The organism is Pleurocapsa sp. FMAR1 (assembly GCF_963665995.1).
Classification (GTDB): Bacteria; Cyanobacteriota; Cyanobacteriia; order Cyanobacteriales; family Xenococcaceae; genus Waterburya.
This window is the reverse complement of record NZ_OY762512.1, coordinates 4228638-4251291: the sequence shown is the minus strand read 5'-3', so window position 1 is coordinate 4251291 and position 22654 is coordinate 4228638. Positions and strand designations below refer to the sequence as shown.

Annotated in this window: 22 protein-coding genes; 6 read left to right on the top strand and 16 right to left on the bottom strand. The window is 41.0% G+C overall.

All coding sequences use genetic code 11. From position 1 onward, the window contains the following. Positions 1–65: 65 nt before the first annotated feature. Positions 66–2471, top strand: a complete 2406-nt coding sequence (locus SLP02_RS20710) for a glycoside hydrolase family 15 protein (protein ID WP_319422613.1) — start codon at positions 66–68, stop codon at positions 2469–2471. 133 nt (positions 2472–2604) lie between these two features. After that, on the top strand, positions 2605–3369 hold the full coding sequence (locus SLP02_RS20705) for a class I SAM-dependent methyltransferase (protein WP_319422612.1): 765 nt from the start codon (positions 2605–2607) through the stop codon (positions 3367–3369). 2 nt (positions 3370–3371) lie between these two features. Here the strand turns inward: SLP02_RS20705 and mnmG are convergent, their stop codons facing one another. The 6 genes from mnmG to SLP02_RS20675 form a co-directional block, all read right to left on the bottom strand. Continuing rightward, entirely contained in the window at positions 3372–5291 is a 1920-nt protein-coding gene (gene mnmG, locus SLP02_RS20700; protein ID WP_319422611.1) for a tRNA uridine-5-carboxymethylaminomethyl(34) synthesis enzyme MnmG, read from the bottom strand. Positions 5292–5574: 283 nt separating this feature from the next. Next, the gene (locus SLP02_RS20695; protein ID WP_319422610.1) at positions 5575–6726 is read right to left on the bottom strand and encodes an iron-containing alcohol dehydrogenase family protein; all 1152 of its coding nucleotides are present in this window, start codon (positions 6724–6726) and stop codon (positions 5575–5577) included. An 11-nt stretch (positions 6727–6737) separates the two neighbouring features. Continuing rightward, the gene (locus SLP02_RS20690) at positions 6738–7262 is read right to left on the bottom strand and encodes a Ycf51 family protein (RefSeq protein WP_319422609.1); all 525 of its coding nucleotides are present in this window, start codon (positions 7260–7262) and stop codon (positions 6738–6740) included. Positions 7263–7486: 224 nt separating this feature from the next. Continuing rightward, a complete protein-coding gene (locus SLP02_RS20685) occupies positions 7487–7807 on the bottom strand; it encodes a hypothetical protein (RefSeq protein WP_319422608.1) in 321 nt (106 codons plus the stop codon). Positions 7808–7901: 94 nt separating this feature from the next. Beyond that, positions 7902–8870: a hydroxymethylbilane synthase gene (gene hemC, locus SLP02_RS20680; protein WP_319422607.1), complete on the bottom strand. Its 969-nt coding sequence runs from the start codon at positions 8868–8870 to the stop codon at positions 7902–7904. A gap of 98 nt (positions 8871–8968) precedes the next feature. Further along, on the bottom strand, positions 8969–9820 hold the full coding sequence (locus SLP02_RS20675) for a tetratricopeptide repeat protein (RefSeq protein WP_319422606.1): 852 nt from the start codon (positions 9818–9820) through the stop codon (positions 8969–8971). Between the two features lie 239 nt (positions 9821–10059). On the opposite strand from SLP02_RS20675, the gene SLP02_RS20670 reads away from it, so the two are divergent. After that, positions 10060–11307, top strand: coding sequence for an inorganic phosphate transporter (locus SLP02_RS20670; protein WP_319422605.1), 1248 nt, complete (start codon positions 10060–10062; stop codon positions 11305–11307). 365 nt (positions 11308–11672) lie between these two features. On the opposite strand, the gene SLP02_RS20665 is transcribed toward SLP02_RS20670, so the two are convergent. Next, entirely contained in the window at positions 11673–12632 is a 960-nt protein-coding gene (locus tag SLP02_RS20665) for an SDR family NAD(P)-dependent oxidoreductase (protein WP_319422604.1), read from the bottom strand. Between the two features lie 104 nt (positions 12633–12736). Between SLP02_RS20665 and SLP02_RS20660 the strand changes: the two genes are divergently transcribed. Beyond that, a complete protein-coding gene (locus SLP02_RS20660; protein WP_319422603.1) occupies positions 12737–13084 on the top strand; it encodes a MerR family transcriptional regulator in 348 nt (115 codons plus the stop codon). A 118-nt stretch (positions 13085–13202) separates the two neighbouring features. Here SLP02_RS20660 and SLP02_RS20655 read toward each other — a convergent pair whose 3' ends face one another. Beyond that, positions 13203–14210, bottom strand: coding sequence for a quinone oxidoreductase family protein (locus SLP02_RS20655; RefSeq protein ID WP_319422602.1), 1008 nt, complete (start codon positions 14208–14210; stop codon positions 13203–13205). Positions 14211–14320: 110 nt separating this feature from the next. Continuing rightward, positions 14321–15298 (bottom strand): aldo/keto reductase, encoded by a 978-nt coding sequence (locus SLP02_RS20650; protein WP_319422601.1) that lies wholly within the window; start codon positions 15296–15298, stop codon positions 14321–14323. 158 nt (positions 15299–15456) lie between these two features. Here SLP02_RS20650 and SLP02_RS20645 point away from each other — a divergent pair, with 158 nt between their 5' ends. Both SLP02_RS20645 and SLP02_RS20640 read left to right on the top strand, forming a co-directional pair. Beyond that, positions 15457–16041, top strand: a complete 585-nt coding sequence (locus SLP02_RS20645; protein WP_319422600.1) for a Uma2 family endonuclease — start codon at positions 15457–15459, stop codon at positions 16039–16041. A 37-nt stretch (positions 16042–16078) separates the two neighbouring features. Next, positions 16079–17797, top strand: a complete 1719-nt coding sequence (locus tag SLP02_RS20640; protein ID WP_319422599.1) for an ATP-binding protein — start codon at positions 16079–16081, stop codon at positions 17795–17797. A 59-nt stretch (positions 17798–17856) separates the two neighbouring features. Here SLP02_RS20640 and SLP02_RS20635 read toward each other — a convergent pair whose 3' ends face one another. The 7 genes from SLP02_RS20635 to SLP02_RS20605 form a co-directional block, all read right to left on the bottom strand. Further along, on the bottom strand, positions 17857–18639 hold the full coding sequence (locus tag SLP02_RS20635; RefSeq protein ID WP_319422598.1) for a pentapeptide repeat-containing protein: 783 nt from the start codon (positions 18637–18639) through the stop codon (positions 17857–17859). Between the two features lie 198 nt (positions 18640–18837). Next, positions 18838–19728 (bottom strand): ABC transporter permease, encoded by an 891-nt coding sequence (locus tag SLP02_RS20630; protein WP_319422597.1) that lies wholly within the window; start codon positions 19726–19728, stop codon positions 18838–18840. A 157-nt stretch (positions 19729–19885) separates the two neighbouring features. Then, a complete protein-coding gene (locus SLP02_RS20625) occupies positions 19886–20140 on the bottom strand; it encodes a Txe/YoeB family addiction module toxin (RefSeq protein WP_319422596.1) in 255 nt (84 codons plus the stop codon). A 3-nt stretch (positions 20141–20143) separates the two neighbouring features. Beyond that, positions 20144–20410, bottom strand: coding sequence for a type II toxin-antitoxin system Phd/YefM family antitoxin (locus tag SLP02_RS20620; RefSeq protein ID WP_319422595.1), 267 nt, complete (start codon positions 20408–20410; stop codon positions 20144–20146). A gap of 200 nt (positions 20411–20610) precedes the next feature. After that, entirely contained in the window at positions 20611–21093 is a 483-nt protein-coding gene (locus SLP02_RS20615) for a hypothetical protein (RefSeq protein WP_319422594.1), read from the bottom strand. 155 nt (positions 21094–21248) lie between these two features. Further along, positions 21249–22130, bottom strand: coding sequence for a sigma-70 family RNA polymerase sigma factor (locus SLP02_RS20610; RefSeq protein WP_319422593.1), 882 nt, complete (start codon positions 22128–22130; stop codon positions 21249–21251). Positions 22131–22420: 290 nt separating this feature from the next. Continuing rightward, positions 22421–22633, bottom strand: a complete 213-nt coding sequence (locus tag SLP02_RS20605) for an NblA/ycf18 family protein (RefSeq protein ID WP_319422592.1) — start codon at positions 22631–22633, stop codon at positions 22421–22423. Positions 22634–22654 lie beyond the last annotated feature (21 nt).

The following is a 22654-nucleotide window of genomic DNA, read 5'->3' as shown; positions in this document are numbered from 1 at the left end:
GGAAGAGAACTGTTTAATTTATACGTTTCTACTAATTTCTCAAGACTTTGTAAGTTTAATTAATCATGGTAAATTTTCGCGGTCAAAATCAAGCTTTTGGTCATCCAGGAATCGAACCTCGCTGGACACAAGGCAACAAACAGGGTGTAGGTACTGCTTACTCAACCTCTAGCCGTATTTGGTTTACCCTGTGGAATGGAGTTATTACCGAAGTTTATTATCCTACTATCGATCGCCCTCAGATCAGAGACTTGCAGTATTTAGTTAGCGATGGAGAAAGTTTCTTTCATGAAGAAAAGCGTCATTTAAAAACTAAAATCCAAGAAATAGACAAAAACGCTTTAGGTTACTACGTTACTAATGACGATCCCAATGGAAATTACACAATTCACAAGGAAATTATCAGCGATCCTCACCTACCCTGTATTTTGCAGCATACTTGGCTGACTGGTAGTCCAGAATATCTCGCTCGACTAAAGCTTTATGCTCTTTGTGCGCCTCACTTGAATGATGGAGGTAAGCATAATAATGCGTATGTAATCATAGCAGCGGGACGAGAAATTTTGGTAGCCCAAAAAGACAATACTTGGCTAGCTATATCAGCCACAGTTCCTTTTAAACGTCTTTCTTGCGGTTATGTCGGACACAGCGATGGCTGGACTGACTTAGCCGATAATTATCAGATGGATTGGGAATTCGATTGCGCCGAGGATGGTAATGTGGCTTTGATGGGAGAACTCGACCTGTCAGAAAAAACTGAATTCACGCTAACAATTGCTTTTGGCAATACTCTGCACCGAGCGACAACTAATCTTTTCCAATCTTTGGGTATTCCCTTTAAACAGCACAAAGAGCGTTTTATCGACCAATGGAATCGAACTCACGATCAAATTCTGCCTTTAGAAGAAGTAACTCAAGATAACGGCAAACTTTACCGCAATAGCTTTAGTGTCTTACTCGCTCACGAAGATAAACAATATCCAGGTGCGATGATTGCCTCCCTTTCTATTCCCTGGGGGCAAGTAAAAGGAGACGATAGCGAATATGGTGGCTATCACTATGTTTGGCCACGAGATTTAGTCAACAGTGCGATCGGCGCCTTAGCAGCAGGTGAGACTGACACACCCCTAAGAGTTTTAATTTATCTAGCCAATTCCCAACATCCAGATGGGGGTTTTGCCCAAAACTTTTACGTCGATGGTGAAGTAAAGAGGCGAGGACTTCAGCTAGATGAGGTGGCAAAGCCAATTATGTTAGCCTGGCATCTCAAACAAGCCAAGGCTTTGGGTCAATTCGATGCTTATTTTACAGTAATTTCAGCAGCTAAATATTTAATTCTTCAAAGTCCCGTAACTCAACAAGAAAGATGGGAACAGTCGAGTGGGTTTTCTCCAGCTACTTTAGCCGTAACCATTGCTGCCCTTATTTGTGCTGCTACCTGGGCAAAAGAAGCTGGTGACGAGGATACAGCACGGTTTATTGAAGATTATGCCGACTTTTTGGAGACACATATCGAAGCTTGGACGGTAACTACAGAAGGTACACTAGACCCAGAGATCCAACGGTACTATATCCGCATTAATCCAGCCGACGTTAACGATCCTCAGCCCAATGAGAATCCTAACCAGGGTATGCTAAAAATTCCCCATCGCCATCCAGATTCCCAACAAGAATTTCCCGCCAAAGAAATTGTCGATCCCAGTTTTCTCGAATTAGTACGCTATGGCATTCGCTCTGCTGACGATCCTTTGATTGTAGACTCTCTTAAAGTGGTAGATAAAATACTAAAAACCGAAACTCCCTTTGGCCCTGTATGGAAACGCTATAATCACGATGGACACGGACAACGAGAAGATGGTAGTGCTTGGGATGGTTGGGGTACGGGGCGGTCTTGGACGCTACTAACAGGCGAGAGAGGAGTATACGAATTAGCAGCCCGTCGAGATCCCAAACCATTTATTCGCGCTATGGAAAAAATGGCAGACGATACGGCGTTACTACCAGAGCAAGTTTGGGATGCGCCCGATATCCCCGATGCCCATATGTACTTAGGTACACCTACAGGTTCGGCGATGCCCTTGATGTGGTCCCATGCGGAGTATATTAAATTATTGCGCTCGGTTCGTGACGATCGCCTTTTCGATTTAATTCCCGAAGTTGTCGAACGTTACCAAAAAACCAGCGATCGCTGGCAAATTGAAGTTTGGCAGTTTAATCGACAAGTGGCACAAGTCAAGCCTAAATCTTTACTGCGAATTCAGTGCGGTCGCGCATTTAAATTGCATTGGACGTGGAATGACTGGCAGACGATTGAAGAAACGTTCTCAAGTTCTACAAATTTAGCAATTTATTTTGTCGATATTCCGATTCAAAAGCTGGAAACATTATTAGTTGAGTTTACCTTTTTCTGGAGCGACTGTAATAGCTGGGAAGGACGGAACTATCAGGTTGCAATCAGATGCGATCAATAATTTTCAGCCTAACTACGATTGTAGTATCGATTAAAAGGCTAAAACAAGGCAAGCTCAATCGCGAAAGTTGATACGTAATCAGGTAAAAATAGCGTAAATTACTATTAACTGAAATTTGCGACTTGCCAAGATCATGAATCTAAAAAACCAAGCAAGAGAATTAAAAAAAGAAGTCAAATCTTGGGTCTTTAAATTACAAAATCGCCATAAAGAACAATTTAATTGTCCAGTCTGCAACTACACTGGTGCTTTTAAAGATTTGAAAGCTGCTACTGCTTGGCGCAAGCACGCTCAATGTCCCAAATGTAGAGCTTTAGAAAGACATCGTATTCAATATTTAGTAGTTGACCAGTTATTATCAAAGCTCGATACTTCGACTTTGAGTATGCTTCATTTTGCGCCTGAAAATTTTTTTCGAGGTTATTTTGCCGATAAATTTGGTAGATACGAGACAGCCGATCTTTATATGCCAGAGGTAGATCATCGGGTAGATTTACAAAATCTTCCTTTTGCCGATCAAAGCTACGATTTTGTTTTTGCTTCTCATGTTTTAGAACATATTCCTGACGATTTAAAAGCGATCGCGGAAATTCGTCGTATTTTAAAACCCAAGGGAATTGCCATATTACCTGTACCTTTAGTGGCAGAGCAAACTATTGAATATCCTGAACCTAACCCTAAAGAGGAATATCATGTCCGCGCCCCTGGTCTGGAATACTTTGAACGCTACGAAGCTTACTTTAGCAGAGTTGAGCGAATTAACTCCGATGCCTTACCTACCAAACATCAGCTATATGTTTACGAAAATCGTAGCCAGTGGCCCAGCAAAGATTGCCCTTTACGTTTAGCTATGGAAGGAGAAAGATTTCTTGATGTTGTACCTATTTGCTATGTTTAATTTTAGCTACCTGCGATTGCCTTAGCTTGGTGTTGCGATCGCATTTCTAGATATACCAATAAGGCATTAACATCGGCTGGATTGACTCCACCGATTCGGGTTGCCTGACCAATGGTCAAAGGCTTGACCTGATTGAGTTTTTCCCTTGCCTCCATCCGTAGAGTCTCTACTGTGAGATAGTCTAGATCTTGGGGTAATCTGCGCTGGGTATGACGGCTGATTTGTTCGATTTGGGTTTGTTGACGTTTGATATAGCCAGAATATTTAAGGTCAATTTCTGCCCCTTCTGTCTCGGCTATATTTAGTTCAGCATTATCTAGCCCATAGTTTTGCAAATCAGCATAATGAAATTTGGGACGGCGCAACAACTCAGCTAGAGTAATCGATCCTTTGATATTTTGCTGATTTTCGCTGGCGATCGCCATTCCTACTGCATCTTGTTCTTTAATGCGAGTAGCCTCTAGCCTTGCTTTTTCGGCTATGATTTTCCCTTGTTTGTCGGTATATAGCTGCCAACGGCGATCGTCAATTAAGCCTATTTCTCTACCCAAAGGAGTCAAACGGCGATCGGCATTATCAGAGCGTAAAATAAGACGATATTCTGAACGACTAGTTAACATCCGATAGGGTTCACGAAGATCTTTAGTACACAGATCATCAATCAGCGTACCCAGGTAACTTTGTTCCCTAGAGAAAATTACCTCTGGTTCACCTCGGACGAATTTAACAGCGTTGATACCCGCAACCAAACCCTGTGCTGCTGCTTCTTCATAGCCTGTAGTGCCGTTTATTTGACCCGCGCTAAACAGCCCCTCAACTTTTTTGGTCATCAGGGTAGGGTAACACTGGGTAGCAGGCAAAAAGTCATATTCTACCGCATAGGCAGGACGCAGCATGGCACATTTTTCCAGTCCTGGTAGAGTTCTAAGCATTGCTAACTGCAATTTTTCGGGCAGTCCTGTAGAAAATCCTTGGATATAAAGTTCAGGGATATCTCTGCCTTCTGGCTCAATAAAAATCTGATGGCTTTCTTTGTCGGCAAAACGAACAATTTTATCTTCAATACTAGGACAGTAGCGAGGACCTTTAGCATCCACCCAACCACCATACACAGGAGACAGATGCAAATTATCGCGAATAATTTTATGAGTTTCGGCGGTAGTGCGAGTTAAATAGCAGTTCATTTGCTCTCTTTCTACCCAGGCTGCGGGGTCAAAACTAAACCAGCGCACTATCTCATCTCCTGGCTGCGCCTGCATTTTGCTATAGTCTACCGATCGCCGATCGACTCTAGCGGGAGTTCCAGTTTTTAGCCTGCTGGTTTCAAAACCCAATTGATTCAAGGTTTCTGTCAAACCTGTAACGGCAAACTCACCTGAACGTCCTGCATCCATCGATTTATTGCCAACCCAAATCTTGCCACCTAAAAACGTGCCTGTGGTGAGAATGACGGCTTTAGCAGCAAAACAAGTCCCAAAATAAGTCTCAATCCCAATTATTTCGTCATTTTTACCCAGTATTAAATCGGTAACCGTACTTTCGCGAATACTTAAGTTTTCTTGATTCTCGACGATTTGCTTCATCACCGTAGCATATTCGCGCTTGTCAGTTTGCGCCCGTAATGCCCAGACCGCAGGACCACGAGAAGCGTTAAGCACCCTTTTTTGCAGATAAGTGCGATCGCTTACTTTGCCGATTTCGCCTCCCAAGGCATCAATCTCGTGAGTTAACTGAGACTTAGCAGGACCACCCACCGCAGGATTACAGGGTTGCCAAGCAATTCTGTCTAGATTAAGGGTCAACATTAAGGTACGACAGCCTAACCTAGCTGCTGCCAAGGCAGCTTCACAGCCAGAGTGTCCACCACCGACGACGATGATATCAAAAGCATCTTGAAAATCTACGGGATGAGATACGGTCATGTTAAATAAGAATCAAAACAGAGAAATACTTATAAGTTTTAGAAATTGAAGAATGTCTAGCTGGGGCGATCGCCTAACCTAAGCTTCGCTCAACTGCAATTTTATAATCTGGAGTTTATTGTAACGTATATCAATTCCTGCCCCATTTTGCTTCCGCTGCTCAGTTTTAACTAGCAAGCTTTGATGGATGAAAGCTTACCCAGTAGACGGCGTAAATAAAGTGACTGTCGAATAATCTATCAAAGCCGATAAATCAGTACTCCCTGCGGGGGGTACCCCTTGGCTACTTCCGCGTAGCGGTACTAGTAGCTTTAGCAGTTTTTACCGTAGTTGAAACCATTGCTGCTGTTAACTGTTCAGCAGATACGCTAAAGGGTAATCGATGAATATCCGATTGAGGCTGAGTGGCGATAATTGCTACCTTGCGTAGTTGAGCCAAGCTAATATTTTCTAATCCTAAATCTTCTAAAGTTTTTGGCAGACCAATTTCAGTATAAAACTTAATTAGCTGTTGCCTGGATGATGCTGCCAAAATATTACCCTGCACCATTTCTTCTAAACGTAACTGAACTAGAATACCGTAGGCTACCTTTTCTCCGTGCAGTACGTCATGAGCTTCTACAAGATGGGTCAAGCCATTATGAACCGCGTGAGCAGCTACAGTTCGACATTCTGCTCCTCCAAGACCGCCGATTACCCCTGCCAGCAAAACCGTAGCGTCAACTACTTCGCGCCATTCATTACTATCAGGTTTTTGTAAAGCGATCGCCGATTTTTGGAATAGAATATCTCGCAAAATTCGCGCCTGCTGTACCGCCGAAATTAACAAGGTAGCTGAAGATTCACCACTACTAACTGAAGCCTCATACCATTTAGCGATCGCGTCGCCAATACCTGCAACCAAAGTTCTTTGAGGAGCAGTACGCACCAAACCATAATCTAGAATCAAAAGCTCAGGACAACGGCTAAGAGTTACATCATACTCAAACGCTCCTGCCTCAGAATAAATATTTGATAAAGCCGTCCAGGCAGCACAGGTAGCTCCAGAAGTGGGAATGGTAACTATTGGTAAACCACACTGATGAGCCAAAAGTTTCGCCGTATCTAAAGCTTTGCCACCACCAACACCAATAACTAAATCTGCCTGATGTTCTGTGGCTAAATTTTTTAATTTAATCAGTGAAGACTCGGCACAATCTGGACTATAGCTGGCAGATTGGCTAATTAGTTTCTCAGCCTTCAGCACAGGCTCTATAAAAGGCTTAATAGTCTTCAGGGTATTATTACCGCCGATCACCAAAGGACGCACACCCAATTTGGCAATTTCTTGACCTGAGTTTGCCAAACAATGTTCACCCCGCAGCACCCGTGCAGGAGAGATGGCTAAGGGAGTATAGCTAGTTGCTGTTTTATTTGCTGCTGCGGTTTTGCTCATGTCTGCTTCAATTAAGTATTTTTAGCTGGAGGTAGCTTGTTTATATTCTGAGAAAACACCTTAATTTCAATATCTTTGTCTTCTCTAGTAATTAGCGATCGCTTTGCTTCTCCTAAAAACAGAGGTTGAGAAACACCCGTCTGGGGATGTAAAACAGTCCTCAATTTGATCGTAAACTGGTTATCGCCATTTGCGCCAGTCCTACCATAAGAATATAGATCTGAGGCTGCCTGAAGCAAGGTCGGTTCGATAGCGGATTTCTCTATATCTGGAGCTACGGCTACTACAGCTTGATTTGCCCCATTATCATAAATCAAGGAATAACGTGCTGCACCAGGAATTTTTGCATGGGGAAATAAACCTAAACCCAGGGCAAATATTCCAGTCGTGAGAACTCCCATAAAGCTGGTTACACCTACAAGACGAAAGCGAAACCCCCAACCGACGACAAAAGATACAATCGCTACGAGAAGGCAAATAATTGTCGCAATACCTGACCATTTGGCATAAAAGAAAAGATCAGTTGGCAATGTCATATTAAGTTATTAAATAATTTAGTAGATATAGTCTAGAGCTACAAGATAAAAAATAGGCATCGATAGCCTTAGCTAGTCGATACCTATTATCTTGATATGAAAATAATATCAGTTAGATGGTCAGATTGCTCAAAATCAGCTAAAAATCATTAGACAATTAGGATTTATTTGCTTTTACTTCAAGGAGCTTTGTTCCCGAAATCTTTGATAGCATCCCTCGTACTTTAGTTGTTACCATCATTTTTCATATCATTTCCAGTGTCTTTCATGGCACCTCCAGTATCTTCCATGGCACCGCCAGCTTTATCTTTCATGTCACCTCCAGCATCTTTCATAGCATCTCCAGCGTCATTTGCACCATCTTTCATGGCACCGCCAGCATCATTTACAGCATCTCCAGTGGCATCGCCAGCATCATTTACGGCACCTCCAGCGTCATTTGCTGCACCGTCTACCCCATTAGGGGTTTCTGTTTTGTCTGCACAGGCTCCAAATAAAAGAGATAGAGCAACAAACATGGGAATGGCGATAGTTTTAATATTCATAATTTAATACAAAAAAAATTACTAGACAACTTAAGTGATACTCGATCATTCTAATAGAGTCAAAGGAAGATTGAATTTTTGTTGTTAGGCTGATTTAATCTCGCCCAACCTCAGCAAAAATTTCCGCCAGTATATCACCTGCTCCTTGTTCTCGCAATTTAGCTGCCAAGTCTTTGCCCAGTTGCTCTGAATTGTGACGATCACCGCTTACGGTGTCCTTAATCAGTCTTAATCCATCTAGACTAGCTACCATTCCTTTGATAGTTAAATTATTATTTTCAATGCTGGTATTAACGCCAATTGGCACTTGGCAACCTCCTTCTAGCTCTCTCAAAAATGATCTTTCTGCCAAAGCGCGATCGCAACTGTCGGCATCTTCTAATGCTTTTAAAATCTTGAGAATTTCTTCATCGCCTGCACGACATTCAATACCCAATGCACCTTGTCCCACTGCATGAAGCGAAATTTCAGGAGAAATAATTTGGTGAATGCGATCGCTCATATCTAATCGCTGCAAACCAGCCACCGCTAAAATAATCCCGTCATACTCTCCCGCATCTAATTTAGCCAAACGAGTATTGACATTGCCGCGAATATCCTTAAATTCCAAATGAGGATAGCTGTGTCGTAGCTGTGCCAAACGTCTGAGGGAAGACGTACCAATTACCGCACCAGCAGGAAGAGTTTCTAGTTTTCTATCCTTATTTTTTTCATTAACCGCTAGAGCATCGGCAGGATCTTCTCTTTTAGTTACACAACCTAACATCAACCCTGCGGGTAAATTAGTCGGTAGATCCTTGAGAGAATGTACCGCAAAATCCGTTTGATTGTTGAGCATTCCCGTCTCTAGCTCTTTGGTAAACAAACCTTTGTCGCCGATTTTTGCCAAAGGAACATCCAGAATCTTATCCCCTTTAGTACTCATTTTCTCGACTTCAAATTCAAGATCGGGAAAATGCTTTTCTAACTCTGCTTTTACCCAGTAGGTTTGCACCAAAGCAAGCTGGCTTTTCCGTGTGCCGATACGCACAGTGCGTTTAGAAGTTTCAATTGAGGATGTCATAAACAGTATCTTAAAAAAATCTAATAAATCACCCAATCTAGGGTATCGCAGTTCCTGCAAACGTATTGGTTAATTTTTGTTTTTATTTTAACTTAAGCTTAATAACCATAGCGATCGCTTTTGTTCATGATTAGCAGTTGAAACCCTCTTTGCCGACGGAATTCTTGCCAAATAAGGTCATCAGTAGCTAACTCTAAATATTTTTTTGGATTGAGATCGACCGCTTTTTCTAAACTCATAATTGCCCAATTATGATTATGCTGTTGAGCATAGCAACAAGCAAGCTGGTACCAAGCTGGATCGAAGCGAGCGTCGAGTTCTAGAGCTTGATTGTAATTATAAATAGCCTGCTGATATTGCTTCTTCTGCTGTAAAACCCTGCCTTTTTGATACCAAGCCCAGTAATCATCAGCTTCAATATCTAAAGCGTGGTCGTAACTTTGCAAAGCCAATTCTAATTTACCCCAGTGCTGTTGTGCTTCGCCACGACGATAAAAAGACCAAAAATCTTGCGGACGCAACTCTAAAGCCCGCTCGTAGTATGATATTGCCTGTTCGTAATCTTCTAACTTACGCCAAGCTTCGGCAATACGGTAAATTGCCCAGTAATCTTGGGGATGGGCAGCTAGAGCTTTCGTAAAACAAGCGATCGCCAGATCGTATTGGTTTAATTCAACAAAGTAAATATAGCCTTGTTCATACCATGCCCAGTAATTGTTTGGTTCTATCTTGGCAGCATAGGCATAACATTCTATTGCCTGAGAATATTCGCCCAAAGTTTCTAAAACTGCACCTTTGCGATACCATGACCAGTAATCAAGAGGTTTATAGTTTATGGCGCGCTCATAGCTAGTTAATGCTTCTTGATAATAGCCTTCTAAACGTAGCTGATTACCTTGTCGATACCATTCGGAATAACTATCTGGACGGCATTCTAGGGGCTGATACATTTTTTTCAATGTTTAATTTAATTTTGATATCTAAAGCGACCTATTTATATCTAAGCGTAATAGCGAGATAATGAATACCAGAAAAGTTAGGAATCGATAACCGTATTCTATTTAATTGATTGATTTAAATCAGTATTAATCACAACTATTGTATTGGTTCTAAGTTACCACTCAAGGTACGCAAAAACTTCTGACTTCTAACTTCGTCGTTTCCAACCCTAAATAAATTTTACAGTCCTTTGTCTATAAACATTCTCGCTCTGGTTTTAATTTCTCTGCTTGCTGCTTATGTCGCCTGGAATTTGGGTGCAAATGATGTGGCGAACTCTATGGGAACATCCGTCGGTTCAAAAGCAATTACCCTGAATCAAGCAGTTATCATCGCTGGAATTTTAGAGTTCACGGGAGCGGTAATATTTGGTAAACAGGTATCGGCAACCTTAGCCACCAAGGTGGCCAACCCTAGTTTGTTTATCGATACTCCCCAGACGTTTTTAGTAGGCATGATTGCGGTTTTGCTTTCCTGTGGTATTTGGTTACAGGTTGCTACCAGCAAAGGTTTACCCGTGGCTTCTTCCCATGCAGTCGTAGGTGCGATCGCAGGATTTAGCTGGATAGCTATTGGTAAAGAAGCGATCGCCTGGGGCAATATCGGCTTGATCTGTTTGGGTTGGATTGTAACTCCTATAATCAGTGCCATTGTGGCAGCAGGTTTATATAGTCTGTTGCGCTACTGGTTATTTGAACGGCAAGATACCTTAAAGCAGTTAAGAGAATGGATTCCCTGGTTAAGCGCAGCTTTGATTAGCATTTTTGGCATTATTGTTTTGCCTACTGTTGTACAGCTACCCGTTTTTAATTACCTTGTGCTACCAAAGCAAACTATTAGCTTGGGTATTGGCTTAATAGCCACTACAGGAATTACTTTGTATAGCTGGAATCGCCTAGACGAATATCAAAAACAATGGTTTGAGACTTCAGTTTTAGAAAAAATTATGGGTAAGTTTCAGGTGCTTAGTGCCTGTTTTGTGGCTTTTGCTCATGGTTCAAATGATGTGGGCAATGCGATCGCGCCTTTAGCAGCCATAGTCTATATTTTTCATACCAACGAAGTACCAATTAACAGTTTAGAAATTCCTATTTGGATTTTGGTCTTGGGAGGTTTAGGGATTGTGGCAGGATTAGCCGTACAGGGAAAAAATGTGATAGCTACTGTCGGTGAGAATATTATTACTCTAGTACCTAGTACTGGTTTCTGCGCTGAGATCGCCACTGCAACTACGATTCTACTTGCCTCTCGTATCGGTTTACCCGTTTCTACTTCCCATGCCTTAGTTGGTAGCGTTATCGGCATTGGTTTAATTTCTACTAATCAAGAGGTACGTTGGTCAACTATCAAGTCTGTAGTTTTAGCTTGGGTAATTACCCTACCTGTGGCAGCGGTTTTAGGTGCAGTTATTTTCTCTTTGCTATTGCCTTTGTTTTAATCAGCAGAACGTGAGTTCGACGAAAAATTACAAAGCAAGCAAAAGGCTGAGACTTCTGCTAAAAGTAGTATTTCAACAGATGCGGGCAAGCCCTTTCTCAGCCATAAAATTAAATTCTCCAAAGCGATCCTACCGAAATTTTTTGTGATCTAGATACGCGATTTTGATAAATTGATACTAAATTCGATTGGGAAAAGTATCTTAAAATTTCCAACTTATTAATCAGTTACTTATTAAACAGTTGCCTACTACCTACTACCTAACCCAACAGTCAAGTAACCTACTTGAATAGGATTTAGTATGATAAGCCTACGGGATGGTTTTGCTAGACAATGAATGAAAGAGCAGTATGCAGTAACAAATGCTTATTGCACAAGCGTTGCTTCTTTAGGTGAAAGCTTGAGTAATTCTGCACTGGACTCCCAAAGTTCGGTTGCTTTCTTCTCATCGTAGGATTCATCAGAAGATCGAACTTCCTCCAGTCCATCGAAATATTTACCCGTAGTACCATTAAGTGAGGGGTCGAGAATGAGTCTAGCCAGAGCGTTGCCCATTGTTTTAGAGTCTCTAGCGCTATCCATGATAGACTGTGGAACATTTGCGACGAAAGCAGACATTTCTGATTCGCTGCAGTCTCGATAAAACTTTGTGTCGAGCATTAAACCTGGGTTGAAAGCATTAACTGTAATATTTGACTGTTGCTTTTGCAAGCGACGGGAAAGCTCGTAAGCACAGAGAATATTGCAGAGCTTAGAAGTGGTATAGCGTTCCCGCCCCGTGTTTCCGATGTTGGCGTTATTATCGTCATCGGTGGGAAATGCGAGGGCTTTTGCAGCTTGGTATTGCGGGTGAGGCATTCCAGTATTGGCATCTGGATCGTGTACGCTGCTGCTGACAAATACGATGCCAGAGCGATCGCTCATCTGGGGCAAAAGCAGATTGACGAGTAGAAAGTGTCCTAGATGGTTTACACCAAACGTCATCTCAAACCCATCTTCTGTATAGAGCGTGTCTGAAACGAGTGAAATTCCTGCATTACAAACGATCGCCTGTAAAGGTGGACGTTCTCCAGTAAGAAAGTTTTTTACGAACTGACGTACTGATGCTGTGGATGCTAAATCAAGACTCATACCTTCAATATTTGGGTATTTAGTTTCAGCTATTAAGGTACGAACGGCTTCTTCAACTTTAGACAGATTTCGACTAGCGATGATGATCTGCCAGTCTTGCCCAGATCTGGCGATCGCCTCAGCGCAGGAATAGCCTAAACCACTGGTTGCGCCAGTAATAATAACAGTTTTGTTTGCTTTAGTTGAATTTTGCATAGTATAGTGTCTAACCTGTAAATTTAAGAACTATGTCAAACTTAAACTATGGAGTATACTCCAATGTCAAGTACTAATTCTAAACTTCTCAACCTTAGTGTTTTATGTTGATTAGCGAACTCTCCCAAAAAACAGGATTCTCGAAAGATACAATTCGTTTCTACGAGAAGACTGGACTCCTCAACTCAAACAACAAGCGTGCAGAAAATAACTATCGGAACTACGATGATGAAGTTGTGTCGCGTTTAGAGTTTATCAAGCATGGAAAAGCCCTGGGATTTACCCTCAGGGAAATTAAGCAATCGATGGATGAGTGGGACATACTTTCAAACGAAGATAAGGCGCGGCTAATTCGCAAAAAAATTGAAGAAATGGATGAGAAGATCGCTCAACTTCAAGAGTATAAGTGCCATCTTGTCGAAAAGCTAAAACGCCTGGAAAGCAAGGGATAACAAGGTTTTGAAGCCAAATAGCGAGAGATTACTGGTCTGCATTTCAGTGTTATCTGCGTCGGCTCAACTTTATCGTTGGGCAGAGGTTGGTGATTTATAGCGCCCTTTCGACAGGCTCTTATTCGCCGCTCACGCGCAGCACGATTTTGCCCAGATAATGCTTTTTCATCGCTTCTTGCGCTTGCGCGACCTCTTCGAGCGGAAACGTCTGCGCGATGTGAACTCGGAAGTCGCCGATTTCGGCCAAGGTGTTGAGTTGACGGAACAATCGCTCATCCCCATAGCCGTCAGCCTTAGTCAGTTCCACGCCGTCGGGCGCTACAGGTTCGGGCATCACGCCGTTAGGGAAAGAAATCCTCCCGCCTTGCCTCACCAAGTCTAACGAGTCTTGCACTTGGTCGCCCATGATCAGCAGAAACGCTTTATCAAAGCCATCGGGTGCAAAGGCGCGAGCGCGTTCGATCACGTCATCGCTACGCCCGTCAACAGTTTCGTCAGCACCCAATTCTTTAGACAATGCCACGCCGTCATCGCCCGATGCGATTGCAAAGACGCGCGCTCCCATCCGTTTGGCAAGCTGCAAGGCTACATGACCCACGCCACCGCTCGCGCCCCACAGCATCAGTTGGGTCTCGTCATCGATGCCTAGTGCCTCCAGGTTACGCAACGCCGTCGCACCAGCGATGGGAAAACCGCCCGCCATCATCATATCGAAGCCATCAGGAATGGTCGCGACGCTCTTTTCTGGCACCACGACGTATTGCGCGTAGGAACCGCCCTTATCGTTCATGAAGCTTTGGGCGTAAACGCGATCGCCGACGGCAAAACGCTCGACACTGTTGCCGACAGCAGCAATGATGCCAGCACATTCACCACCCAGTACGCGCGGGAAGTGAACTTCGTTATATACTAGATCACCTTCGCGCTCCATCGCGTCCCAGATGCCAACTCCAGCGATCTCGATGCGAATCAAAACTTCGCCTGCCTCCACTGGAGGTACAGGTAAGGTGTGCAAAGTCAGCTTGTCAGAACCGCCGAAATCGTCCACAGCCATTGCTTTCATCTGTTGGGGAATGTCTTGCATGATTACCTCATCTTTTTTGCTTGCTTTGGTTGAATTTTGCATAGTGTCTTGCCTGTAAATTAAACAACTATGTCAAACTTAAACTACGGAGTATACTCCAATGTCAAGTATTAATTTTAAACTTTGATATAATGCCATTTATTGTTGTTCGCTTATCGAGTTTGGAAGACATTCTGTACCATTGGCTTGTCTATCCTTGCTGCTGCACGATCTAATTCTGCTATTTCTCCTGCGTCTAGTTTCCAGTCTTTGGCAGCGATGTTTTCTTGAGCCTGTTTGATATTTTTTGCTCCAGGAATGGGAATTGCACCTTTAGCAATACACCAGTTAATCGCTACTTGAGACATGGTTTTATCACGGGATAAAGCGATCGCACTCATACAGTCTAAAAGCGATTTGGCTTCGGGGACTAGTCTTTTAAACAGTAAGCCTCGTAAGCCTTGGGGATAAGTGCTAGGGTCAGTATATTTGCCTGTTAAGATACCCAGACATAAGGGACTATAGGCAATTAATTTAATACCCAATTCGTCACAGGTAGTCTTGATATCTAATTCCGTTACAGGATAGGTTGAAAGCAGAGAATACTGCACCTGTAAAGTTGCAATGGGAATGTTGCGACTACTAAATTTCTCAGCTACTTTTTTCAATCTCTTTGTTCCATAGTTAGATAGTCCCACTCCTTTAATCAATCCTTGTTCGTATAGGTCTGCCAAGCCGTCTAAAAGCTGCCATTCTTGCCAAGGAAAATAATTAGCCGTTGACCAGTGCATTTGCGCTAAATCCACCCTACCCATCCGTTGTATTGAAGCTTTCCCCGCAGCTACCATTGAACCTCTAGTTAATCGCCAGGGATAGGCAGCTAATTTAGTCGCCAGACAGATATCATTTTTATTCAACCCTGTATATTCTTGTGCAAATTTCCCTAGTAGCTTTTCACTCTGACCATTAAACTTACCCGTACCGTAAGAATCTCCAGTGTCAAACAAAGTAACGCCACGATTCACGCAGAGATTAAATACTTCCTGTAGCTGATTATCCATACTTTCGTCATAACCCCACAACAGGCGGTTTCCCCACGCCCAAGTCCCGCAACCCATTAGGGGTAAAGTTAGTTTTTTAGTAGTTGACATAATAACTCTTTATTTTAATTTGGTAGGATATAAAAATAAAATCGGCTAAAATTAGCGGAATAAGCCTAAGTTACCAGAAAAATATCAATTATTTGCCAAAGTCTAAAATCTAATTAAAACAAATTTTATTCTGAGAATGCCTTGTATTAAATTGAAAAATGCTAACTCAAAAATTACTATCTAATCGCTTTACTTTAGAAGAATATCTAAATTTTTCTCAGGTAGATTCGGAAAAAATATATGAATTAGAAAATGGACAGTTACGAGAAATGCCACCTGAATCTTGGCAAAATACTAAAATAGCTATGTATTTGCTAATGGAAATAGCTAAGGTTATATCTTTTGAACGTATTTCTCTCAAAACCGAAATAATTACTAGTGGCAATCGGGTAAATGCCAGAATTCCTGACTTAGTTGTTTTATCTCCTGAAGGACTATCGGAAATAGAACTGTACAAACGTGCTGTTGTGACTCTAGATATGCCTCCTCCAGTTTTGGTAGTCGAAGTGGTTTCTCCAGGAAAAGCTAATCGTGACAAAGACTATAGATATAAGCGTTCAGAGTATGCTGCCAGAGGAATTGAGCATTATTGGATTATAGATCCTCAAGAGCAAAAATTTGTTTGTTTGCAACTCCAAGATGGTTTATATGAATCAGAAATTCATGATGTTAGTAGCAAAATGATTTGTTTTGACAGACCTTTCAAACTAAATCTAGATTGTAGTCAAATATTTCCAGTGTAGTAAAAGGCATTGGTAATTTAACGTATTAGGTATAAGTATGAACTCGCAACTCCCTTTAGGCTCAGTAATTCAAGGTTCTTTAACCAAAGGCTTAGAAGTAAGATTACACCCTGATGTATCAGTTGAAGATATGCGAGTCGGTAAATTTTTAGTAATTCAAGGAACAAGGTCACGTTTCTTTTGCTTATTAACTGATGTATCTCTTGGGTGTTCGAGCGATCGCATTATTGCCAATCCTCCACCTATTGAAGATACTTTTTTACGGGATGTCTTAGCAGGAAGCGGTACTTATGGTACTGTTGCTCTTTCCCCCATGCTGATGTTTACCCCCACAGCCACTCAGAGCGATTTTCCTAATTTACCTATAGATCCAGATAAGGATACAAGTTTGGGTTCTCTGCAAGCTCAAACTAGCATTGATATGGAATTATTACCCGTCAAGACAATTCCTGCCCACTTTAGTCAATGCTACGAAGCTACCGAACATGATTTCCGCAGCGTCTTTGGTTGGGAAGACGATCCTTTTCGTCGCAATTTTTCTATTGGTGAACCTTTAGATATGAATGTGCCTGTCTGTATCGATCTCGATCGCTTTGTAGAACGTAGTAATGGAATCTTCGGTAAATCTGGAACTGGTAAATCTTTTCTCACTCGTCTTCTGCTTTCGGGAGTTATTCGCAAGGATGCAGCAGTCAATCTGATGTTTGATATGCACTCAGAATACGGCTGGGAAGCAATGAAGGAAGGAAAGCAGGTAAGCACCGTTAAAGGCTTGCGTCAGCTTTTTCCAGGGAAAGTAGAAATGTATACTCTTGACCCCGAATCTACCAAGCGCAGAGGCGTTAGGGATGCCCAAGAACTTTATCTTAGCTACGATCAAATTGAAATTGAAGACCTAAAGTTAGTCTCTTCCGAATTAGGTCTATCTGAAGCAGCAATGGATAACGCCAACATCTTATACAACGAATATGGTAAGTCTTGGATCATGCGTTTGCTAAATATGACCAACGAAGATATTAAAATGTTCTGCGAAGCCAAACAAGGTCATCAAGGTTCAATTTCTTCTTTGCAGCGCAAATTGATGCGTCTAGATAGCCTAAAATACATTCGTTCAGCCTGTCCCCACAACTATATTGAGCAATTGATTCAAGCTTTAGATGCAGGGAAAAATATTATCATCGAATTTGGTTCTCAGTCTAATATGCTGTCCTATATGCTGGCAACAAATATGATTACTCGTCGTATTCACTCCAGCTACGTCAAAAAAGCCGATCACTTTTTACAAACCAAAAACCCCCTCGATAAACCCCGCCAGTTAGTAATTACCATTGAAGAAGCGCACCGTTTCCTTGATTCTAGTATTGTCCACCAAACCATCTTTGGCACGATCGCCCGCGAAATGCGTAAGTATTTTGTTACTCTTTTGGTGGTAGATCAGCGTCCATCAGGAATTGATAACGAAGTCATGTCCCAGATTGGTACACGGGTTACCTGCTTACTAAACGACGAAAAAGATATCGAGGCGATCTTTACAGGTGTTTCCGGAGGAGCTAATTTAAAGTCGGTATTAGCTAAACTAGACTCCAAGCAACAAGCTTTGATTTTAGGTCATGCCGTACCAATGCCTGTAGTAGTAAGAACTCGCGCCTACGATGCTCAATTCTACCGCGAGATTGGCTGTACCGACTGGGAAGAAATGCCCAATGAACAGGTATATGCAGCAGCAGAAGTTGCCAAAGCAGATTTAGGTTTTTAAAAACTTTATGTAAAGATTACTTGGTTGAGCAGCTTAAAAATCTAGCTCTCGAACTCTGACTAAAGTAAAAATTGCAACAATAATGAACCAATACTGCCTATAAATTTACCTACGTTACCCATTCCTCCTTCTTGCTGCTCTGCATTATCTTCTGCTTTCTGAATCAAAGCCATTTTTTGCTGAAAATCCGTAGCAGTTTTGTAGCCTAGTTGATGTTCTTGTTTTTTAAATAACTTAGCTGCGATCGCCGTATTTTTTTTAGCTTCTGCTCGTCGATCGAAGTTATATTCAATAATTGCTAATCCTAGGTAAGATGGAGCTAATTCAGGATCTATTTTAATTGCTTTACGGTAATTGGCGATCGCAGCATTATAATTTCCCCGCGCTGCTTCTTTTACTCCCCAACGGTGAAACTGTTCTGCCGATGCAGCCGTCTCAGATAAACCTTTAATTCCTTCTAAATGAGCAGAGTCAAGATCGACTTCGGTCAAATTCGTGTTGCCTACATAAGCATTTCTGAGATCTGTACCAGCCAAATTTGCGCCTGTTAAATTTGCCCCCGTTAGATTTGCTCCATTTAGGGATGTTCCTGTTAAATTTGCTCCCGTTAAATTTGCTCCTGTTAGATTTGCCTGACTCAAATTTGCCCCCGTTAGATCCGCCTGAAGCAAGTCTGCCCCCTTCAAATCTGCCTGTACTAATCCAGAGCTATTTAGGTCACATTGAGAACACTTTTTAGTACTTAAAAGTTGATTTAAATCAGTTAAACTTTCGGATTGAGCAGGTAAAGATAAAGCAATAGTTGTTGAAATAACGATTACAGATAATAATTGAGGTTTCATAGGTTTTAAAATAGAGCGCGAAGATTCCGCTATTTTAGCCTCTATAAATTTCAAATGTAGAATACTAGTAGACATGAGCGTAAGTGAAGACACCATTTAGTTGACCTCAAACCTTGACTATATCTAACTTGCTACTTATTACTTATTACTTATTACTTATTACTTATTACTTGCTATCTGCTACTTGCTACTTGCTACTTATCTTTTCGGATCGAGAGCATCCCTAAGCCCATCACCAATATAGTTAATACTTAATACGGTAAAAAATATTGCCATGCCGGGAAAAATTGCCATATAAGGAGCAGAAGTTAAATAATCTTTTGCCTCAAATAACATTCGCCCCCAAGTTGGCACATCAGGAGGAAAACCTAAACCTAGAAAACTCAAGGTAGATTCGGTAATAATGGCGTTACCAACTGATAAGGTAGCAGCCACAATAATGACGCTTAAAACATTAGGAAATAAATGTGTCCATATAAGCCGACTTGGTTTTGCACCGATCGCTCTGGCTGCGCTGACAAATTCTAACTCTTTGAGTTTGAGAAAATCTGCTCTAACTAATCTAGCTACCGACATCCAATTTAATCCACCTATCAGCAAGACAATTAAAATAAATATGCCTAGTTCTGCCCCTGCAACTTTTTTAATCGAATCGCGAAACAAATAAACAATTAAAAGTAATAAAGGTAATTGAGGTAATGCCAAAAATAAATCGGTAATTCGCATTAAAATCCCATCAATAATACCGCCATAAAAACCAGCGATCGCGCCCACAATTGTACCGAGAAATATCGCCACCAGCATTGAAGCAATACCCACCGTTAAAGATACTCTGCCTCCCTGCAAAATTCTCGCTAATTGATCTTGCCCTAAATCATTTGTACCAAAAGGATGTTCCCAGCTAGGAGGCGCAGAAGAAGCCAGGAAGTCTATTTTATCAGCGGAATTAGTATAGATAAGAGGAGCAAAAACAACCGCCAAAGTAATAATTAGAATTACTATCGAGCCAAAAACAGCAGGCTTGTCTCGTTTATATCTGCGCCAACTATCCAACCATAAATTACTCTCAACTTGTTTAACAGAATTCATGTACTAACTACTGATTACTGATTACTGTCTCAGTATTATCTTGCTTAACGGGAGTTTTGGCAGAGGGCAATGAGCTTTTCAGGGAACGTTTGCTACTGTTTTTGATTTTTTGCTCTGTGAAAAGGCGATCGCTATGACTAAAATTAGCTTTTTACTATTAATAATGAAATCTGCATTGAGCAATCAAAATTGAATTAGATTCAACCGCATAAACTAGTCTATGCTCTTTGGTTATTCTTCTAGACCAGAAGCCAGACCAATTGTATTTGAGTAGTTCTGGGTCGCCAATGCCATCAAAAGGTTCTTTTGGGATTTCTTTGATTAATAAGTTAATCCGCTTAAGTATTTTTTTATCTGTTTTAATCCAATACTGGTAGTCTTCCCAAGCTTGTTCGTCAAATACCAGCTTCATTTTTTAGTCATCTTCAGATTCTTTAATTAACTGATGTTCTGTTCCTTTTCCTTGGCGAAGATTCTTAATAGCTCGATCCAATCTTTGTGCATTATTTCGACCCGATAGTAAGTGAAAAGTAGCTTCATAGGCTTTAAAATCATCTAAACTCATTACTACTACCGAGGGTGCATTTTGCCTTGTGACGATAAGTGGCGTGCAATCTGCTTCAATTTGATTTAGATGAGTAGCTAAGTTTTTTCTAAATTCTGTATATGTTACTGTATCCATGATTTATTTTTGAAAGCAACTGTACATATCATTGTACATTTAATGTCAAGATAGATATTATGTGTTTTGCGATCGCTCTAGCTTAACTTTAATTAATTTTATGGATAACAGTTTCTCTTTCTGTCTGATTTTCAGCCTTGTTGTCGTTTCCACAGATTAAGATGAGCAAATTGATTGAATCGATTTGCTCACTTTTAAAATTAATTTTTCTGCCGATACAAAACATTAACAATTAGCCTAGCAATAATTTTAAAAAAGCTAGGCTTACGTCCATTAGAGGTAGGAGATACTGAAGGTTCTTGCTCTTTGTTTTCCGATTCTTTTACGGCATCAACTTGTTGTGGTTCTGAAGTTGCTTCTGACTCTATTTCAGCTACATCAGTATCTTTGGCTGCTTCTGAGTCCGTAAAGGTTTCAAATGCTGAATGCTCTATTGCTGAAGATGATAATTTATGGCACTTATTGAAAAACTCTCCGAGTTTTTGACTGTCTTCTAAAGCTGTTTGACGTGCGTTGGTAGCACACTGAGCAATGCCATCTTTGCCAATGTAAGAAAGCCATTTTTCTAAATCTTCTCTGACTAAATAATTAGTGCCATCGTCAGGAAATTGTTGACACAATTGCAATAGGTCATCGGCATTATGGGCTAGTTGACCATTAGAAAAATAAAAGGGCTGGGTCATGATCTTTGGTTGTATTTTGTCAATCAAGAAAAAAGTCCAACTTTATCTTGGCACAGGTATATTAATACAAACCTTCATAAAGCCTAAATCTGTTAACTTATTTTAGTTAAATAAGTTTTTTGGGACAAAATAGCCTTATCCTGAGTATTTATTTTCTATCCTGCTTGTTGAGAAAGCACGCTTGCTCTTTGTTTTAATAACCTTAAAGCTCTATTCTTAATTTGTCTTACTCGTTCCCTGCTGATACCGCACTGATTGCCTATCTGTTCATAAGTCATTATTTCGCCATCTTTCAAACCAAAGCGAAGAGTAATTACATCTCGTTGTTTAGGAGACAAAGTATCTAATAAATCTTCAACCTGAGAACTTAATTCTTTTTCATAGATAAAGTCCGTAGGCGAAGCTGAATCATCTGCTAATATTTGCCCTAACTCGGTCTGATTGTCATCAATGGTTACATTGAGGCTTCTTGGCTTAGTAACTTGCGAAGCTCTAAGAATAGATCTAAATTTTTTCTGGCTAATATCAAGTTCAGCAATTAGTTCATCTTCACTGGGTTTTCTGCCCAGTTCCTGAGACAATTGACGAGTGACTTTTTTTATTTTGTTGAGGTCTTGAGTAATGTGAATTGGCAAACGAATAGTACGAGCTTGATTGGCGAGCGCTCTGGTCATGGCTTGTCTAATCCACCAGTAACTATAGGTAGAAAATTTGTATCCTTTGCTTGGGTCAAATTTTTCTGCTGCCCTCATTACACCAATACTACCTTCTTGAATCAAATCTAAGAAGGACAAACCTCGATTCTGGTATTTTTTGGCAATAGAGACTACTAGACGTAGGTTTGCTCGAGCCATTTTTTGTTTGGCTCGTTGTCCTCTGCGAACAATCTTTTCTTCTTCAGCAGTCAAATCATCTTGCTCTAATAAAGGCATCATCGCCTGAATTTGATTTGCAAGCTCAACCTCTTCTTCTCCTTTCAGTAAAGGTGTACGTCCAATTTCTTTTAGATATTTAGCGATAGTATTACTTGAATTCATTTTTAGCTGTTTAGATTAGTTATATAATTAGCGGTTTTCCTTGATTAATTTATGTATAAGAAATCGACAAAGAATCCTGTTCAACTTCGTCTTACTCTTCAATAAGTTAACTATGAAAAAAAATTAGATACTTTACATAAGAATGAAATTGTGTCGCGCTACAAGTTTGCTCTTACTTTTTCTACGTATATCAATTTTTGGTCGTGGTACACATCCCTCTAAAGCAGTAAACCCAAAAACTTCTCCCCGCTACTAAAAAACGCCTTTGTAGTTAAACTGCAATTAAATGCTTAATTGTTTTTGACTCCAAACAAAGAATCAACAATATCTTTTTCTTGGCTAATAAATAATTCTTTGTAGAGATTCTCTTTGTAAAACATTTGCTTGTGCATCTGTACGAGTAGCTCTTGCGCTTCCTCACGGGATAGCTGCTTGACCCGACTTTCAAATACTTTGTGATTAAATTCTTGTTCGACAGAAAGGCTATTTTCTAATCTTTTCATTGCTCTTGCCCTCTTTATTTT

Excerpts from the sequence above, each read along its gene's own strand:
- SLP02_RS20675 (WP_319422606.1), bottom strand. The coding sequence starts at position 9,820 with ATGTATCAGCCCCTAGAATGCCGTCCAGATAGTTATTCCGAATGGTAT.
- SLP02_RS20630 (WP_319422597.1), bottom strand. The coding sequence starts at position 19,728 with ATGAATTCTGTTAAACAAGTTGAGAGTAATTTATGGTTGGATAGTTGG.
- SLP02_RS20645 (WP_319422600.1), top strand. The coding sequence starts at position 15,457 with ATGCTAACTCAAAAATTACTATCTAATCGCTTTACTTTAGAAGAATAT.
- SLP02_RS20605 (WP_319422592.1), bottom strand. The coding sequence starts at position 22,633 with ATGAAAAGATTAGAAAATAGCCTTTCTGTCGAACAAGAATTTAATCAC.
- hemC (WP_319422607.1), bottom strand. The coding sequence starts at position 8,870 with ATGACATCCTCAATTGAAACTTCTAAACGCACTGTGCGTATCGGCACA.
- SLP02_RS20635 (WP_319422598.1), bottom strand. The coding sequence starts at position 18,639 with ATGAAACCTCAATTATTATCTGTAATCGTTATTTCAACAACTATTGCT.
- mnmG (WP_319422611.1), bottom strand. The coding sequence starts at position 5,291 with ATGACCGTATCTCATCCCGTAGATTTTCAAGATGCTTTTGATATCATC.
- SLP02_RS20655 (WP_319422602.1), bottom strand. The coding sequence starts at position 14,210 with ATGCAAAATTCAACCAAAGCAAGCAAAAAAGATGAGGTAATCATGCAA.
- SLP02_RS20640 (WP_319422599.1), top strand. The coding sequence starts at position 16,079 with ATGAACTCGCAACTCCCTTTAGGCTCAGTAATTCAAGGTTCTTTAACC.
- SLP02_RS20620 (WP_319422595.1), bottom strand. The coding sequence starts at position 20,410 with ATGGATACAGTAACATATACAGAATTTAGAAAAAACTTAGCTACTCAT.
- SLP02_RS20705 (WP_319422612.1), top strand. The coding sequence starts at position 2,605 with ATGAATCTAAAAAACCAAGCAAGAGAATTAAAAAAAGAAGTCAAATCT.
- SLP02_RS20625 (WP_319422596.1), bottom strand. The coding sequence starts at position 20,140 with ATGAAGCTGGTATTTGACGAACAAGCTTGGGAAGACTACCAGTATTGG.
- SLP02_RS20695 (WP_319422610.1), bottom strand. The coding sequence starts at position 6,726 with ATGAGCAAAACCGCAGCAGCAAATAAAACAGCAACTAGCTATACTCCC.
- SLP02_RS20665 (WP_319422604.1), bottom strand. The coding sequence starts at position 12,632 with ATGCAAAATTCAACTAAAGCAAACAAAACTGTTATTATTACTGGCGCA.
- SLP02_RS20615 (WP_319422594.1), bottom strand. The coding sequence starts at position 21,093 with ATGACCCAGCCCTTTTATTTTTCTAATGGTCAACTAGCCCATAATGCC.
- SLP02_RS20650 (WP_319422601.1), bottom strand. The coding sequence starts at position 15,298 with ATGTCAACTACTAAAAAACTAACTTTACCCCTAATGGGTTGCGGGACT.
- SLP02_RS20610 (WP_319422593.1), bottom strand. The coding sequence starts at position 22,130 with ATGAATTCAAGTAATACTATCGCTAAATATCTAAAAGAAATTGGACGT.
- SLP02_RS20710 (WP_319422613.1), top strand. The coding sequence starts at position 66 with ATGGTAAATTTTCGCGGTCAAAATCAAGCTTTTGGTCATCCAGGAATC.
- SLP02_RS20660 (WP_319422603.1), top strand. The coding sequence starts at position 12,737 with ATGTTGATTAGCGAACTCTCCCAAAAAACAGGATTCTCGAAAGATACA.
- SLP02_RS20685 (WP_319422608.1), bottom strand. The coding sequence starts at position 7,807 with ATGAATATTAAAACTATCGCCATTCCCATGTTTGTTGCTCTATCTCTT.
- SLP02_RS20690 (WP_319422609.1), bottom strand. The coding sequence starts at position 7,262 with ATGACATTGCCAACTGATCTTTTCTTTTATGCCAAATGGTCAGGTATT.